A 17,284-nucleotide genomic window follows, 5' to 3' on the forward strand; every position below is an offset into this window, starting at 1 on the left:
CATCGAGCTCCATCTAACGTTGGTTTGAATAAGGAAAAAACTACAATATGTCTCTCATTATTCACAATGTTATTGTGCACCGAATTGTAGAACGTGAACAACAACTTGTCGTACTGCCACGGGCTGAAGCCTGTGAAATCTCGCCTGAAATTGAGCAGATGGCGCAGAACCTGAATCATATTTATAACAGTAAACCGGGTAAAGGTGTCGGTGGTTTTCTGCTGGAAGAACGTCCAATTGAGGAAGATGACAGCGACGACGATGACGAGGCGGAAGAAAAGCCGCGTATCCAGAATCCTTATGCATTCAATGAATTACAATTGCAACTGGATAAGCTCATGGCGGGAGAGGAAGATTTTGTTGCTTTCACTCACCATGTATCCAAATTGCTGACACATCATCTGCAAGCTTTTGCTACACCTGAAACGGGCTTTTTGGTGTTTAGCCATTTCCAATTTCTGGCAACGGACTACTTATTGATCGCTTTGCTTGATACTAAAGAGCATGTTGAAGTGACGGGCGATTTGAACTTCAGCGTCAGCTCTCATTTAGACATGGCGAAAATGCAGTTGGCTGCACGTATTGACGTTACGCAATACAAAACGTCGCCAGAACACAACCGCTATGTGAGCTTTATCAAAGGGCGTATTGGACGCAAGGTGTCGGATTTCTTCATGCAGTTTATGGGATGTGAAGAGCTGGTTGATATCAAGCAGCAAAACAAGCAGTTGCTGCATAATGTTGAACAGTACCTCGACAGCGAACAGTTTGATCCGCAAGAAAAACAGGCTACTCGCGCCAATTTGGTTGACTACTATAAAGACAAGCTGGAAACCGGCGAAGATATCTCGGTGAAAGATATCGCGGAAGCCTTATCCAGTGATGATCAGAAGCAGGATTTTTATTCTTTTGCTCAAAGTATGGAACAGCCGTTGGAAGAGACGTTTCAACCGGATCGTGCCGCCATTAAAACCCTAAGTAAATTTACCGGGCAGGGTGGTGGAATCAGCTTGAGTTTTGACCGCAAACTGTTGGGCGATCGTGTCTATTACAATCAGGAAAATGACACTATTACCATCAAGGGTTTGCCCGCTAATCTCAGGGATCAATTATCACGATGGCAAGACTAAGACTGGAGCGAGTTGGAAAAACTCAAGCTCCAGTTTCCACATCAAGTCACTCAATACCGAGCTCGCTATTTCAAAACTTGTCCTTCGATATTAAGGAGGGAGAGTTTGTTGTTTTATTTGGTGAATCAGGGTGTGGTAAGTCGACCTTGTTACGCATGGTTGCGGGATTAGACAAGGAGTATCAAGGCCGTATTTTGTTTGATGAACAGCCTGTCGATCATATCGCTGCCGAGCAACGTCAGGTTGCGATGATACTGCAATCACCCACGTTGTTTCCTCATATGACAGTGGCAGACAATATTACTTTTCCTCTCAGGATCAAAGGCATCACTGTTTCGCAACGAGAACAACAGTTACATGAGATAGCCGCAAAAGTGGGTGTGAGTGCCTTGTTAGCTCGTATGCCTGCGCAATTGTCCGGAGGACAACAGCAGCGCGTGGCATTGGCGCGTTGTTTGATCCAACACCCCAGATTATTCTTGTTCGATGAACCTTTGGCGAATTTGGACAGAGCTGCGCGTCAGGAATTACGGCTATTGATTCAGTTTCTGCATAGAGAGTTAGGCACAACCACCTTGTTTGTGACTCATGATCAGGAAGAGGCCATGCAATTGGCTGACAGGATCATGGTTCTGGGTAAATCCACAGAATCTCAAACAGAGTTTCAAACAGAACCTCAAACAAAACTGCTGCAATTCGACACACCTGATGCCATTTTTCATTCACCTGAAAATGTCCAGGTAGCACGATTGTTTGGTCATCCTGCGATGAACCTGATCCCGGCACAAGTGCTTCACATTCAGGGGGATAGAATTGAGCTGAATATTGCGGGTCAACATATCTCTGCTTCATTTCATCCGCATGATGCCGTACCGATAATGGATAATAACGTTACATTGGGTGTACGGCCTGACGATTGTACATTGTCTGTAACGGCAACGTCTGAGTCTTCGTTGGATGTGGAAATTGTCCAAAAAGATATTCTGGGTAACGAGTGTCATTGTTATTGTCGGCTGATAAATGAATCAACGCCATTTCCATTAGTTGTACGCCAAAAAGTTCATGAGGCTTCAGAATCGCCTTGCGTAGGTAGCGCCAGTAAGTTGGTTTTTCCTCAAAAGTTTTTATTGCTGTTTAATGCCGATGGCAATTTATGTGGCAAAGTTGCGCTGACTCACTCATAAAACACTTATAAATCACCCATAAAACAAGCATAACTTAATCATAATTGAGCTGTTCGCTCGGCTTTTGTTGGTGTTTCAGGTTTGGGTGTTTATAATTCTGAGCCAATTCCATAATCCTTAATCATTCAATTGAACGAGTTGCGGGTTAAGGCTTATCGCTTCGATTAAATAGAATTAAGAAACAGGCTCTGCTGAGCAGGGGCTGTGTTTAGAGGTAATCAATTACAACATGCAATTATTTGTCAATGATCTGACTGTGATGGACTTTTCCTACTTGTGTCCGGAACGAGGCATGGTAGGGGAGAGCTGGATAGTCGATGTCATGCTTGATGGTGCATTAAATGAAGAAAGCATGGTGCTTGACTTTGGTCGGGTCAAAAAAGATTTGAAATCACTGATTGATAAATATGTTGATCACAAACTCTTGATCCCAATGGAGCATCCCTATACCGCTGTAGAACATTTAGCGGTTTCTGATTCGGTAAAAGTGCATTTTAACCGCCCAGATAAAAGCATTCATTTGCATTGTCCTGACGAGGCTTATGCCTTTATCTATTCCGATACGGTGACGATGAAATCGGTGCAGGAATATCTTAGTGACATTATTCGTACCAAGTTACCCGGCAATGTGCAGGGTATTGAATTGAATTTGCGCGCCGAAGTCATCGAAACGCCTTTTTATCACTATACTCATGGGCTAAAAAAGCACGATGGCAATTGCCAGCGTATCGCACATGGGCATCGTTCACGCATAGATGTTCGTGTCGATAATCAAACCAATAGTGAATGGCCTGAATACTGGGCGAAACGTTGGCAAGATATTTACATCGGTACGCGCGAAGATTTGGTGTCAGAATGCACTCTGACTACAGATGAATATACCTTTTTGGCAGACGGTAATCATTATCTGTTTTCTTATGAATCGTCTCAGGGATGCTTTGAACTGGCTATTCCCACTGCCGAGTGTGAGATTATTGAAACCGACTCTACCGTTGAATGTTTGGCGCAATTTATGGCGAATGAGCAAAAGCGCTTGTCTCCAGAACATCAACACATAGTGTTTGCCTATGAAGGCGTTGGTAAAGGAGCGATTGCCTATGCCTAAGCTAATGCTTATGTACAGGTTAGTGTTGCTAGCGTCTTTTTGGCTATGTACCGTAGCGAGCGTTTCTGCTGCCTCTATGAGTGAAATTGAGAAAATGCTGCCTTCACAACCTGCATTACACTGGCCGCAACTGGAATTGCGCGGGCAGCTTAAGCAGGGGGCGCTCTTAAGAGGACAGATAGCCAAGGCAGAAAGCGGAGCAAAAAGCGCACAGGAAACCAGAGTTTGGCTCAACGAGCAGGAAATACAGGTTTCTGATGACGGTTTCTTTGCCATAGGCTTTGGTCGTGATGCTAAATTAGAGCACGAGTTAAAGTGGCAAACGCAAGATGGGCAAGTGCATAGCCAGGTTCTAAAACTGCAAAAACGAGAATACAAGATCCAAAAAATTGATGGCTTACCGCCGAAAATGGTCACGCCGCCTGAATCTGTGCTTGAGCGCATTCGTAAAGATAATCGCGATGTTGCCGCTGCTCGTAAATTACGAGATGAGCGTATTGATTTTATGCAAGCGTTTCAATGGCCGGCAAAAGGAGAGATTAGCGGTGTTTACGGTAGTCAGCGAATATTGAATGGCACGCCTAAAAACCCACATTTTGGTGTTGATGTTGCCGGGCCAATTGGTCATCCGGTTTATGCGCCAGCCGATGGTGTTGTTACATTATTCGTGCCTGATATGTACTACTCAGGTGGAACCATGATCATTGACCACGGTCATGGCATCACATCGACTTTTCTGCATTTGAGCAAGTCCCATGTTAAAGCGGGTGATGTGGTGAAGCAGGGCGAACTGGTAGCTGAAATCGGTGACACTGGCAGGGTTACAGGCGCGCATCTGGATTGGCGAATGAACTGGCTGGATCAACGAATTGACCCAGCGTTAATTGTGCCGGCTAAAGCCGAATAGTTTTAATCTGAGTTTATTTGAAATAGACCAACTCAAATAAACTCAGGGAGCACCCAACCAAAGTTTTGCTGCTTCTTTGTCTACGATTTCCAGATAAACCGTATCTTTAGGCGCTTCTTGAACTGGCATTTCTGTTTCATGTAATCGTCCGCGACGGAAATAATGGATCACCGCTTCACTGCCAGTTTCCAGCTTATCTAGTTCACTCTGAAAATTACGCTCGTTAATCTGATAGCCGTTAAGTGCTATCAGGTTATCTCCCTTGCTGAACGATGCCTGTTCTGCCGGAGAGTTTGCAAGAACTTGAGTAATGGTGATACCTGATGATGCACTGTTGTAAGTTGCACCAAAGGCGTGACGCACCGAATCCTGCGCTTTTTTGCCGCCCTGATCTTTGGCATTGCTTCTGGCTCTTGTATTTAAGCTAATGCCAACTTGTTTTAACAGCTCTGCAACGGGCAAGTCTTTTGTGCTATACAAGGCACTGTCCAGAAATTCATTAAAATCGTAGCCAAGTTGTTCAAGCAAATGGTGAATGACGTTGTCGTCAGTACCAATGCCTTTTGAACCAAATTGCTGCCACAGCATTTGCATGATGTTATCAATGCTGTGCTGGCCTTTGCTGGCAAGCCGCAATTTCAAATCCAGGCACATAGCAATAATGCCGCCTTTGGTGTAGTAACTTACAATCGCGTTGGGGGCATTTTCATCCTGCTTATAAAATTTCGTCCAGGCATCCCAACTGGATTCGGTGACGCTTTGCAGTAATCGGCCAGCATTACGCGCTAATCGGGTCAGGTTTTGTCCTAATACTTCCAGATAATCTTCGTTGGAAATCAGCTTTGTGCGTTGCAGGCTGAAATCGTCGTAATAAGAGGTAAATCCTTCGTAAATCCAAAGCTGCTCTGTGTACACTTCCTGGCTTAAATCTGGCGCGATAAACAATGCTGGTTTGGTGCGTTTAACATGCCAGGTATGAAAGAGTTCATGGCTGCACAGGCTCAAAAATGTGCGGTAGCCAGCAGGAGTTTTTCCTCGGTCATGGACACTGGGTAAATCGTTACGGCTATATACCAGTGCTGTTGAGGCGGTATGTTCCAAGCCACCAAAATCAGACTCGGTCAGAATAGTCAGAAACAGGTAGCGTTTCATGGGCGCTGGAGTGCCAACAGGAGAGTCAAATAGTGCCAGATGATGGTCGGCGATCTTTTTCAGGTCGATAGCCATTCTGTCGGTGTCTGTATTTTGACCTCCAACAAATATCATCTCAAACTCAATACCATGGGAAACAAAAGGAATAACATCCAGTTCGCCCATTAAAATAGGGTGTTCAATCAAATCCGCATAGTTGGCACATTGATAGGGGAAGTCACTGTCGGCTGCTCCGGGTTTAGTGGGCATGGCTGTGGCTAATTGCCATAACGGCATATCAACAGGCATTTGTAGTGCTACATCAATGGCAGTATTGGCTTGTTCCACCACTTCCAAAAACAGGCTTGTACCGTTTGCAAAGCCAAACTCTGAATCCAGAAAGGCCGAACGAACGGACAGATCCAATGCATAAATTTGGTAACTGACCTTAATCGCCCCCTGATGTGCTGCAATTTGCCAGGTTTGTTTGTCCAGCTTATGAGCAGCTAATGGTTGCCCATTGGCACTTTCGGCGGTTAACCACAGAATGTTTTTGGCAAAATCTCTGATCATATAGCTACCGGGTATCCAGGCGGGAAGTTTCAGTTGTTGACCGCTTTCGGTTGGTTTATCAATTTCCAAATCAACCTGAAAAATATGCTTTGCAACACTGGGAATGGAAACGGTATAGCGGATAGGGGCTGGTTTTTGTGACATTGATCCTGTCCTGATTCATTAATCTTTCTGGTTAAATCAATAACTTAACTTTACAGAGACGCACTTGGACGAGGATCCCTGTAAGTATTTCAAATGTGAGATTTGTACTACAATAATAGCAGTGAACACAGCTAGCCAGACACAGAAAATTATAAGTAAGTAGGATATTTATTTAACATTAAGTGTGTTTTTAGTGCGTTTTCTGGCATAAATGGCGCGAACTATGCCTGGACTTGGAACTTTATTTAAGAATATAAAGAAAAAGCAGATATATCGTTCACATGAATCTAATAATAACAATACTGGTTTTGAGGGAGAGTTGCTCTGAATGGCAATACTGAAAGATGTTAAGGGGCTAAGTGCTGAAGATCTGCGTAAGTTGAGGTCGTTGCGACCAGGCATGCCACTTGATATTCAGGTGTCTACACCGACAAATGCAAAGCGTGTAAGAACTGAATTTATAGGGATGGATGGTAATCGTACTATGATGATCCGCTATCCAGATGAAACCAAATGGGGCAATTTAAGCGATGCAATTTACATCGATAATTCTATGATCATTCGCTTTATTCTTGAGGAAGAAGCGGGTGAAGTCGTTGCCTTTAAAACCAAAGTGACCTTTATTCTGCTCAAGCCAATTCACATGATCTTTGTCGCTTTTCCAACCTTTATTCAAAGCCAGGGGCTTCGATCAGAAAAACGTGCTCAAATTCGAGTTCCTGTTTCTATCATGGATGCTAAAACGGGCAATACAATGGCAATGGGAACATTAATGGATATCTCCAATAGTGGCTGCCGTATTGCTACCTTACGTAATCAAACCAAGAAGCTTGATTCCAACGATATTGTGATCCGGTTAAATGGGCAGAACACGGATCCTTTCGAACTCAAAGGCACTGTGATGAATGTTAAGCAGGACGAGCTGTATTTCAGCTATGGCATTAAATTCAGCACAGCGGAAGAAGAAGTGGAAATGTTGGTGAGTCGGTTAATGGTCGATTTGTAGCAGACATCTTTTTGAATGGCAGTAAACGGCTGCAATGGTTGAGTGTTATTGTTCGATATTAAAAACTATTGCATGAAAATGTTGGCATGAAGAATTTAGGCAGGTAATCTGTTCACGATTCGTATTGGCCAAGTCAGGAACCGTTGCGTTAATTTATCAGGATGATCACTGGAAAGTAGAAGCCGACAAACAGGGCGACGAGAAGGACTCAGAAACTCAGTACGCGACAGATCCTGAATGATTAAAACAACATAATAACAATAAACTGACTGGAGCGAGTTCCATGCGAAAGATCGAATACCTGCTCAATGAATACGGCGAAAGCCACCAAAACAAAACCAACATATTCATTCATGCTGTTGCTGTCCCTGTGATTTACTTTGTCACCTTAGGGCTTATTTCTGCCATACCAACGCCAGAGTTTGTTGATTTCTTTGACGTAACCTGGGCGCATATCATTGCGATCCCTATTTTGTATTACTACTTTTTATTGTCAGGGCCAATCGGTGCGGCAATGACCTTACTAACAGCCGCTTCCTTTGTGTTTATCGAGTTGCTGGAACGTATGAATATCTCGGTTTGGCAGTTTAGTTTGGCGCTATTTGTAGTGATGTGGATTTTGCAGTTTATTGGTCATAATATTGAAGGTAAACGGCCTTCATTTCTGAAAGACTTACAGTTTTTGCTGGTGGGGCCTGCATGGTGGTGGGTTCACTGGTTAAAGCGCATGAATATCCATTATTAATTACCTTTCTTAATTCATATGACTTGGGGCTAAATGCGACAAACAGCATTTAGCCTACGGTCAGTTACAGGCTTCTTGTTTTTCTATCTCGTATAATTGCAATGAGACTGTTTTTACACGAGAACCCCTTTTGAGCTACTGGCATAAACTAATCGATGATCGCGAAAGATTATTCTGGCTGCTACATACCTGCGGCTGGATAGGCTTTGCGCTTATCTATTATATTGGCTCGTTTCTGCATGATATGCGTCCTATCTGGATTTTCGTTATCATCCTGAATTCCATCGCCGGATGGGTGCTTACCATTCCTCTTCGCTATGTTTTTCGTGCAGTTAGCTCTTTGACTCCCTGGAAGATCGTAATTGCCGTCATGGTTTCCATTTACGTGATTTCACTGCTTTGGACGGTTGCCAAGAACGTCCATTATTGGGAAATTTACAAGCACGGATACCGCCCCGACGAGTGGTATATGTATCTGACTAACAGTGCCAACTCCGTGTTCTTGATGACCTGTTGGAGCGGTTTGTATTTTGGTATCAAGAACTATCAAATGCTGCAAAAGGAAAAGCAAAACGCATTGAAAGCCTCTGCGATGGCGCATCAAGCGCAAATTAAAATGCTTCGATATCAGCTGAATCCGCACTTCTTGTTCAATACGTTAAACGCCATTTCCACTTTGATACTGATGAAAGACTATGAAACCGCGAGTGGCATGGTGAGTAGGCTTAGTGACTTCTTGCGTTACTCATTGGATAAAGACCCCATCAAGAAAGTGCCATTACAGCAGGAAATAAAAGCCCTTGAGTTATATCTGGATATTGAAAAGGTGCGTTTTGATACGCGCCTTACTGTCGATTGGCAAATTCAGGAAGAAGCAAAACAAGCCTTGGTTCCCAGTTTGATACTGCAACCGTTAATCGAGAATGCTATTAAATATGCCATCTCCAAGTTGGAAATGGGCGGCATTATTCGTATAGCTGCACAAGTTCAAGATAACGATTTGCTACTGCAAGTAGAAGATAATGGCCCCGGAGCCAACATTGTTGATGGTCAGTTGCATCGCAAAAATGGCGTGGGATTGACCAATATTCGAGAACGTTTAAAGTCGCTGTATGGTTCGCGTTATCAATTCGAGATTGCACATAACGAGCCAACCGGTGTTAAAGTAACTATCAGGATCCCACTCGATACGAATGAACATGGCTAGAACAATTAATGTTGTCATCGTGGATGATGAACCCTTAGCAAGAAAAGGATTGGCACTTCGCTTAGCCAACTTTAAACACGTTAGTATTATTGGTCAGTGTCAAAATGGTCGAGAGGCCGTTGAGCAGATCCCCACTCTGAAACCTGATCTCATCTTTCTGGATATTCAAATGCCGGGATTAAACGGCTTTCAGGTGATCCAGAAACTACAAGAGATCATGCCACGGCTCCCCTTGGTGGTGTTTGTGACCGCTTTCGACAGCTATGCTATTAAAGCCTTTGAAATCCACGCCACCGATTATCTTTTAAAGCCCGTTGACGACAAGCGACTGGCTGAAGCTATCGACAAGGCCGAGCACTTTTTCGAGTTACATCAGGATGAAGCCCACAAGAATAAACTGGCTGAATTAGTGGCTAATTTTACTGGAGAAGAAAGCGAAGAGATCCTTCGTAAGCTGGCTGCTGGTGAACCCGTTACATCAAATAATTACCCTTCTATTTTAGCCATCAAAGATGGCTCCGAGATTAGTCGTGTTGCTGTAGACAGTATTCAATGGGTGGATGCCGCAGGTGACTATATGTGCGTTCACACCGATGCCGGTACTCATATTATGCGCCGTACCATGAAAGAATTGGTCGACGAGCTGGATCCGAAAAAGTTCGTCCGGGTTCACCGCTCGGTCATCGTTAATGTCAATTACGTGTCTAAACTCGTTAGCCACATTAGCGGCGAATACCACCTTGTCCTGCAAAATGGCACTGAACTGAAAGTCAGCCGCAGCCATAGAGATCGCGTTAAGCAAATGATTAGGGAATAGTTGGTCGTTTTATTGCATTAGTTGACGAGCGTTACGACTCTAACCGCGAGCTATTGATCATCGCCCATGTACCGCAAGAGCAGCTATAACGATGGAGCTTTGACCTTTGAATTTGAACGAGCTAAATGCAGGTTAAAAGAAATGGGGGCGGAGAGTATCGGAGTAAGTGACGGTGTCGTATTTAATTGTCGAATTCGCGCTTTATATTTGTTAAGTGAAATTGACGTTCTTTAAGGAAGATGACTATAATGGCGGTTACCAGTGACTAGGAGAAGCTCCGGTCGGAAAGCTGGTCCCTAGGAGCCATAATTTGATTTCGCTGTCCATCCCTTCCAATTGAGGAAGGGGGATAGTTGAAAAGATTGTGTTTTTTCTCCACTTGCCACTTCTTTCTTCCATTCGTTCTGCCTGGTGAGCTAAGCTATTCTGCACTGAGTTATAAGGTTTTTACGATGACAAAGCGGACTTTTGAGCAAGCATTTAATGCTATTTTCCACGATAGTAAAGCATTTGTTGATTTTTGTGGATTAGATGTAGCTTCGGAGGTCGAAACGTTCACCGTATCCGGTAGGGAGATATTTAAGACATCGGATAAGTTCAAAAAATACTTACGCTTTATTGACCGTGTTATTCTTCGACATCTAGCAAAGGATAAGAATGTTGTTCATTCTTTTACGAAAGACAAAAATACTTTTACTGCGGTTAGAGCTCACACAGATAGTAATTATTTTTTCTTAACAGATATCAGAAATTTTTACTCAAACATAAAAATTACGGATGTACTTCGTATATTAGAAAGGGATAAAGAGCGCATCCCTATCTCAGATATTGATTCTTATATAAATCTGCTTGCCTCGTTAATGACATTTAATGGTTCAGTACCAGTTGGTTTTTCAACCTCTCCTCAATTAAGTAATGGTTTTTTATTTGAATTTGATTGTGCTGTTAGAGAGTTTTGTGAGAGTAATGTTCTGACTTATACCCGCTACGCGGATGACATTATAATTTCAGGAAAGAGCTTTGAGGAGCTTTCGGATCTTAAGGAAATAATCCAAACTTTTTTGAATAAGTATGCATCCTCAACCTTATTGCTCAATGAAGAGAAAACACGTATTACTCATTTAGGGAATAAAGTGAAAATACTTGGGCTGAGTATTTTGCCTAACAGAAAAGTTACCATTGATACAAAGTACAAAAAGAAATTGGAATTATTACTGCATTTTTACGTTACAGACGAAAGCAAGTATAAAAGCTTTCTAGAGGAAGAATTTAAGGGGAGCGAAAAATCTCTATTCGGTATGCTCCATTATGTGCAATCAATAGATCCTGATTACTTGGAAAAGCTACAGAGAAAATATGGTGTTTTCGCATTAAGAACTCTCATGGAGGAGAGGTGGAATGAGTCGAGATAAGATAACTCTTAAAAATATTAAAGCTATTTCAGAATTATCAGTTGAGTTTATTTATCCTGAGTCTCAAATTATAGTTGTTACTGGGAAAAATGGTGTTGGCAAAACTTCAATTATAAAGTCTTTCTATTTGCTAACTGATCCACAAATATTCAGTAAGTCATCTGGTTTGGATTCTATCCGAGACGGTAGTGAGATCCTATTTGAGATAGAAGGTTTTGATCAATTCTCATTTTCTTTCGATGTAAGAAGAGGGGTTCTTGATAGCCGAGATAAACTGCCTGGTCGAAATACTATGATCGCTGAGCTGCCTATTCCTTATGGTAAACGATTTGAGCAGTTTTCTTTAATTGCAAGTTTTGATAATGAGATTAGAGTTGGAATCGCAACAAATCAATATGAGAGTGCAAGTGATTTAATCAAATTTTTGTCAGAAATTTACTCAACTGAAAAATTTGATGAGCTTAAAGCAATAAAAATTGGGAAAAACACTTTTTACTTTATTCCAAAAGAACATGACTATTATGTGAGAGAAGATCATCTGAGTTCAGGTGAGTTTTTTCTAATACAGCTTTATAGATTAATAACATCTGGTGCAAAGTTAGTGCTGGTAGATGAGTTAGATGTGGCTCTTGATGCTGCTGCACAAGTTAAATTATTCACAGCGATAAAGCCAATCCTTGAGCGGTATGAAACGCGGCTTATAGTTATTTCTCACTCTTTGGCTTTTATGAGTACAGTCGATGATGGTTGTTTATATTATCTTGAAGATGATGGGAAGAAGGTTACTTTAGAACGGCGTTCATATGGGTATGTGAAGTCTGATTTATATGGTTTCATAGGCAAAGATAGATACATTATCACTGAGGATGAAATCCTGGAAGGGTTCTTAAAATACCTTATTGGAAAGCATCTACAACCATTCTTTGAGTATGAAGTGATTCCTGTTGGAGGAGAACCTCAAGTAAAAGCAATTGCAATGAAAAATGATACTCATCAAATATTTGGTAGTTCAGATAAATTGATTGCTGTAGTCGATCAGGATATATACGAGTCCATTAATCGCGATTTCAAAAGTGTTAGCAAATTATATAGCTCGCCAGTAAATGATATCGAGCTATTTATTTGGCAGAATAAAGACAGATTGTTGAATGATATTAGTCAGCCTAGTTTTACTCCAGCAAGAAGAGAAAAAGACACCGCCAAAACTTATTGGAGAAAAGTTATTTCTTCTAGACAAAAGACGCCAAACGATCTGTATTCTTTAGTCGAAAGTGAGTTCAAGGAGAAAACTGAATGTTTAGTTGAAGCTTTAAAAAGGCATCTCTGCTTAGGTTCATAGTTTGTGGCTTATATGGAGTATATGTATAGCGAGAAGCACGGCTAATGGCGCAGAGGATGTTCAAGTAAAATTCAAGTTACTGTGTCAGATAAAAGTTAAAGCTCAATATATTTAGTCATCCTGTAATCACACTCCCCAAAAATGTATCAATCTTGCTGCTAAATGTTTCAAATATTTTCGTATAAACCACTTGTCGCAAAAAATTGCGGTTAGCGGATTTAAACTTTTTTATTCTTTCCTGCGACCTATAGTGATACTCATTCTCACCCTGCTATGTGGGCGCAGTTATTATGGACATCACTAAGTACGCTTTAAAAAATGCTTCAGCGATAGGAACGATAGTTGGCATTGTGGTTTTTCTGGGATTTATTAGTTTATCCCGATTACCTACTCAGTTATTCCCCGATATCGAAAGACCTCAGATCAATATTCAGACGAGTTGGCGTTCTGCTTCTCCGGAGGAGATTGAATCTGAAATTATTGAGCCTCAGGAAGAGGTGCTTCAAGGTATCCCGGGCTTACAGAATATGTCGGCCTTTGCTAATCAGGGCAATGCCTGGATTAATCTTGAATTTGGCTTGGAAACCGACATGCAGCAGACCTTGATTGAGGTCATCAGCCGCATGAATCGCATTCCGCCACTACCCAGAGATGCGCTATCTCCCAATATCATTATGGGCGGCAGAGGCGGTGATGGGCCTGCCTTAACCTATTTCTTTTTGCAGAAACTACCCGGCAATAACCAAGACATTAAAGACAACATTAGCTTCTTTCAGGATGTTATTCGTCCTCGTTTAGAGAGCATTCCTGGCGTTTCTCGTGTGCGTATGGAAAGTGGGCGTGGCAGCGATGAAGAGTTTCAGATTGTTTTTGACCCATACCGTGCCGCTGAACTGGGCGTGGATTTAACGGCGATTTCGCGTTTGTTGGGTTCGGCGAATGATGTGTCTGGTGGTTTCGTTGATGTTGGTCGTCGTAAATATACCCTGCGTTTTGAAGGTAAATACGACCCTCAAGATATGGGGGAATTGATTCTGGAATGGCGAGACGGTAGTCCAATCAAGTTGTCGGATATTGCCCAGATACGCATTCAGGGCGGCGATGAAAATTATGTCAGTATCCAAAACGGTAACCGCGCTATCTCTATTCGTGTTGACCGTGAGAACAAAGCTAACGTACTGGCGACGCTGGAAGCGGTGAAAGAAAAAGTCGCTGAAATAAATGAAGAGTTACTTAAACCGCGTCAGTTAACCATGGTGCAGTCATTTGATGCCTCGGTGTTTATTTATCGTGCTATCAATCTGGTGACAGGCAATCTGGTGATGGGGATTTTGTTAGCGGTGGGCATTTTGTGGTGGTTTATGCGCCAGAAAATAGCCACGTTAATCGTTGCCTTGTCGATCCCTATTTCGCTCTTAAGCACCTTTATCGTGCTGCAAATTACCGGTCGTTCTTTGAATATTATCTCTTTGGCTGGCTTGGCTTTTGCGGTGGGGATGGTGCTGGATGCGGCAATTGTGGTGCTGGAAAATATTGTTCGGCATCGAACAGTTAAAAGATCGCCAGAACAGGATCAGGAAGAAACTGCATATAAGGCGACCAAAGAAGTCTTTGGGGCATTGCTGGCATCAACCGCGACAACCGTTGCTATCTTTATTCCGGTTATGTTCCTTGATGATGTGGAAGGGCAACTGTTTGCTGATTTGGCGCTGACCATTGCTATTGCTGTGATCATTTCCTTTGTTGTTGCTGTCACTATTTTACCTGTTGCGGCTAATCGCTGGTTACGTTCGGCGGATCAGGAAGATCGCTTGCTGCCGTTATGGAACAGAATGGCAAAAGGCATTATGCGCTTAACGGCAACTACGAAACGCCGCATGGTGATGATTACCCTGTTGATGGGCTTGCCGATACTGGCAACCGTCATGCTCATTCCCAAGCTGGATTATTTACCGCCAGTGAAGCGTGATGCGGTTGATGCCTTTTTCAATTTCCCTGCCGGTGCAAGTTCGCAATTTGTGGAAGAGGAAGTGATCAATTTGGTGGCAGAACGTTTGCAGCCTTATATGGATGGCGAAAAGCAGCCTGCCTTAAAAAATTACTACATTATTACCTGGCCGAATGGCGGCACTATTGGCGCACGAGTAAAAGATCAGGATCGCGTGAAAGAGTTGGAAAACCTGATGCGTAGTGAAATTCTTAAGGACTTACCGGATACCGGTGCGTTTGCCATGCAAGGCAATTTGTTTGGTGGTTTTGGTAATGATCGTAGTATCGATATTCGCTTGCAGGCTACCGACACCGAAGCCTTGGCAGCCACTGCGCAATTAGGCATGGATCTACTACGAGAAGCCTTTCCTGAGGCTAATGTGCGAGCCAATCCCAACATTGAACAGGCTGAACCTCAAATAAGTCTGACACCTAACGATGCTCGAATTATGGAAGTGGGGCTGGATCGTCCTCGCATCGCCAATATTGTGCGTTCAATGGGCGATGGTTTGTATGTGGGCGAATACTTTGATGGCGTAAAACGCATGAACATCATTTTCCGTTCACAGCCTTGGGGCTCTCCAGAAGAGTTGTCTTCGTTACCGATAATGACACCTGCCGGAGAAATGGTGCAGTTGGGGGATTTGGTTTCGGTTGACAGAAAGGTTGGGCCAAGCCAGATCCAACGTATTGATCGTCGCCGTACTCAGACGATTTCTCTGAATCCGCCCGAAGGCATGTCTCTGGAAGAAGCTATGGATGTGATCCAGACACAAATTGAACCTCAGCTTTTGGCGTCGTTGCCTGCTGATGGTGCGGTGAATTACGGGGGAAGCGCCGACAGTTTGAAGAAATCCATTGCTACCATGAGCCAAAACTTCATTTTCGCGATGGCGTTGTTGTTTGTGCTGATGGGCGGGTTGTTTAAGTCATTCAAAGACAGTTTTATGGTGATTTTAAGTATTCCGCTGGCGACCGTTGGCGGCGTGTTATCGCTACGAGCGCTTAACCTGTTTACGTTTCAGCCTATGGATTTGTTGACCATGATTGGTTTTATCATCTTGCTGGGGCTGGTGGTAAACAATGCCATTTTGTTGGTGCATCAAACCCGAGCGGGAGAAAGTGAAGGCTTGAGTCGTGAAGAAGCGGTGCATCAGGCTCTGTTGTTGCGCTTCCGTCCTATTTTTATGAGTACGCTAACCTCTATTTTCGGCATGCTGCCTTTGCTTTTGGTTCCGGGGGCGGGAAGTGTCATTTATCGAGGGTTAGCGTGTGTCATCGTGGGGGGAATGTCGGTAAGCACGATATTTACTTTGCTGTTGTTGCCAACTTTATTACAGCTATCGTCGACCATAACAATGAGAAAGACGACAGATACCGGTTTTGGTGGAGCACATTGGGTGAAAAACCAAAAAGTGAACCACAAAGAATAGTTAGATTCGGGAAGAATGATGATGAGTAATGTTAAGAAGTTTGTTATTCCAACTTTGCTATTTACGATAAGCGCGCTGGCGATGAGCGCAAATGCATGGGCTCAGGCAAATAAACCAGAGCCACCCGCCACGTTGGTGGAGTTGGATGATATTAAAGTTGAAATGGTCTCTGAGCAGATTTGGGTTCCGGGTACGGTCGTTAGTCGAAGCGACGCCAATATCGCCGCAGAGGTCGCCGGGCGTTTGGCTTGGGTAGCAGAAGTGGGCGAAGTGGTTGAACAGGGGGAAGTGCTGGCTCGCATTGACGATCGTTTAATGAAACTTGAGCACCAGCAAAATATTGCCAATATCGCGAAATGGCAGGCCAGAGTTGAGCTTTTACAGCGTAAACAGGAACGCTTTGGCAAGATGGCTGAGCTCAATAATACATCGCGCGATCAGCTGGATGAGATTGTGTCTGACTTGGAAATTGCACGTCAGGAGCTGGCTCAGGCGGAATTGAACAAAGCTCAATCTGAATATCATTTGGAACAAACGCAGGTGAAAGCGCCGTTTCGCGCTCTGGTCGTCGAGCGCATTCAGGCTCCCGGGGAATACACCAGTGTTGGCAGTGATTTATTGAGAGTGGTGGATACGGCGAATGTAGAAGCCAGTATTCGTGCGCCTCTTTCGGCTGTGCCTTTTCTTAAGCCGGGGCTGAATGTGGCAGTGAAGAGTTCTGTACTGGAAAAGCAACAAAGTATTCGCGCTATTGTGCCTGTAGGGAATGCGGTTTCACGTATGATGGAAGTGCGAGTAGCTTTGCGTCCGGGCGATTTTCCCATTGGCAGTGCGGTAAGAGTGGCGTTGCCTCACAGTGATTATCATCAAGGCGTTACCGTGCCTCGCGATGCGTTGGTACTGAGAAAGAGCGGGACGTTTATTTTTGTGGTGGATGAGAACAATCAGGCAGTACAGGTTCCAGTGACAACCGGTGTTGGTTTGGGCAGCCGAATTGAGGTGTTTGGTGAGCTGGATGACACCACAAATGTGGTTGTTCGAGGCGCTGAGCTTTTAAAAGCTGGGCAAAAGGTACGATATAACGATATGATATCTATCGCCAAGGCACAATAATCTAGAAAAGTTCCTATTACACCCAGTACAAGCGTATGCGGGATTTGAT

At 43.5% G+C, this 17,284-nt stretch carries 13 protein-coding genes; 12 read left to right on the forward strand and 1 reads right to left on the reverse strand.

The features are described 5' to 3' along the window. The first annotated feature begins 47 nt into the window (after nucleotides 1-47). The 4 genes from yejK (at nucleotide 48) to KIH87_RS08040 (ending at nucleotide 4,326) form a co-directional block, all read left to right on the forward strand. Nucleotides 48-1,130: a nucleoid-associated protein YejK gene (gene yejK, locus KIH87_RS08025; RefSeq protein WP_232361012.1), complete on the forward strand. Its 1,083-nt coding sequence runs from the start codon at nucleotides 48-50 to the stop codon at nucleotides 1,128-1,130. Next, nucleotides 1,118-2,314, forward strand: a complete 1,197-nt coding sequence (locus tag KIH87_RS08030; protein ID WP_232361013.1) for an ABC transporter ATP-binding protein — start codon at nucleotides 1,118-1,120, stop codon at nucleotides 2,312-2,314. The genes yejK and KIH87_RS08030 overlap by 13 nt, the downstream gene beginning before the upstream one ends. A 229-nt stretch (nucleotides 2,315-2,543) precedes the next feature. After that, nucleotides 2,544-3,419, forward strand: coding sequence for a 6-carboxytetrahydropterin synthase (locus tag KIH87_RS08035; RefSeq protein ID WP_232361014.1), 876 nt, complete (start codon nucleotides 2,544-2,546; stop codon nucleotides 3,417-3,419). 76 nt (nucleotides 3,420-3,495) lie between these two features. Next, nucleotides 3,496-4,326, forward strand: a complete 831-nt coding sequence (locus KIH87_RS08040) for a M23 family metallopeptidase (RefSeq protein WP_232361448.1) — start codon at nucleotides 3,496-3,498, stop codon at nucleotides 4,324-4,326. 42 nt (nucleotides 4,327-4,368) lie between these two features. Here the strand turns inward: KIH87_RS08040 and KIH87_RS08045 are convergent, their stop codons facing one another. Then, nucleotides 4,369-6,174, reverse strand: coding sequence for a M61 family metallopeptidase (locus tag KIH87_RS08045; RefSeq protein WP_232361015.1), 1,806 nt, complete (start codon nucleotides 6,172-6,174; stop codon nucleotides 4,369-4,371). Nucleotides 6,175-6,502: 328 nt separating this feature from the next. Here KIH87_RS08045 and KIH87_RS08050 point away from each other — a divergent pair, with 328 nt between their 5' ends. From KIH87_RS08050 to KIH87_RS08085, 8 genes are all read left to right on the forward strand, one after another. After that, the gene (locus tag KIH87_RS08050; RefSeq protein ID WP_232361016.1) at nucleotides 6,503-7,180 is read left to right on the forward strand and encodes a flagellar brake domain-containing protein; all 678 of its coding nucleotides are present in this window, start codon (nucleotides 6,503-6,505) and stop codon (nucleotides 7,178-7,180) included. Nucleotides 7,181-7,463: 283 nt separating this feature from the next. Then, nucleotides 7,464-7,925, forward strand: a complete 462-nt coding sequence (locus KIH87_RS08055) for an Mpo1 family 2-hydroxy fatty acid dioxygenase (RefSeq protein WP_232361017.1) — start codon at nucleotides 7,464-7,466, stop codon at nucleotides 7,923-7,925. A gap of 130 nt (nucleotides 7,926-8,055) precedes the next feature. After that, nucleotides 8,056-9,132, forward strand: coding sequence for a sensor histidine kinase (locus KIH87_RS08060; protein WP_232361018.1), 1,077 nt, complete (start codon nucleotides 8,056-8,058; stop codon nucleotides 9,130-9,132). Next, entirely contained in the window at nucleotides 9,125-9,949 is an 825-nt protein-coding gene (locus KIH87_RS08065; RefSeq protein WP_232361019.1) for a LytR/AlgR family response regulator transcription factor, read from the forward strand. Before KIH87_RS08060 ends, KIH87_RS08065 begins: the two co-directional genes overlap by 8 nt. Before the next feature lie 452 nt (nucleotides 9,950-10,401). Then, nucleotides 10,402-11,361 carry a reverse transcriptase domain-containing protein gene (locus KIH87_RS08070; protein WP_232361020.1) on the forward strand — a complete coding sequence of 320 codons (960 nt, stop codon included), beginning with the start codon at nucleotides 10,402-10,404 and terminating at the stop codon, nucleotides 11,359-11,361. Continuing rightward, nucleotides 11,348-12,700: an AAA family ATPase gene (locus KIH87_RS08075; RefSeq protein ID WP_232361021.1), complete on the forward strand. Its 1,353-nt coding sequence runs from the start codon at nucleotides 11,348-11,350 to the stop codon at nucleotides 12,698-12,700. The genes KIH87_RS08070 and KIH87_RS08075 overlap by 14 nt, the downstream gene beginning before the upstream one ends. A 290-nt stretch (nucleotides 12,701-12,990) precedes the next feature. Beyond that, on the forward strand, nucleotides 12,991-16,122 hold the full coding sequence (locus KIH87_RS08080) for an efflux RND transporter permease subunit (RefSeq protein WP_232361022.1): 3,132 nt from the start codon (nucleotides 12,991-12,993) through the stop codon (nucleotides 16,120-16,122). A gap of 81 nt (nucleotides 16,123-16,203) precedes the next feature. Next, complete coding sequence (locus tag KIH87_RS08085) at nucleotides 16,204-17,235, forward strand: efflux RND transporter periplasmic adaptor subunit (RefSeq protein WP_232361023.1); 1,032 nt, start codon at nucleotides 16,204-16,206, stop codon at nucleotides 17,233-17,235. Nucleotides 17,236-17,284: the final 49 nt, after the last annotated feature.

Origin of the sequence: Paraneptunicella aestuarii, from assembly GCF_019900845.1 — a bacterium.
Taxonomy (GTDB): Bacteria; Pseudomonadota; Gammaproteobacteria; order Enterobacterales; family Alteromonadaceae; genus Paraneptunicella; species Paraneptunicella aestuarii.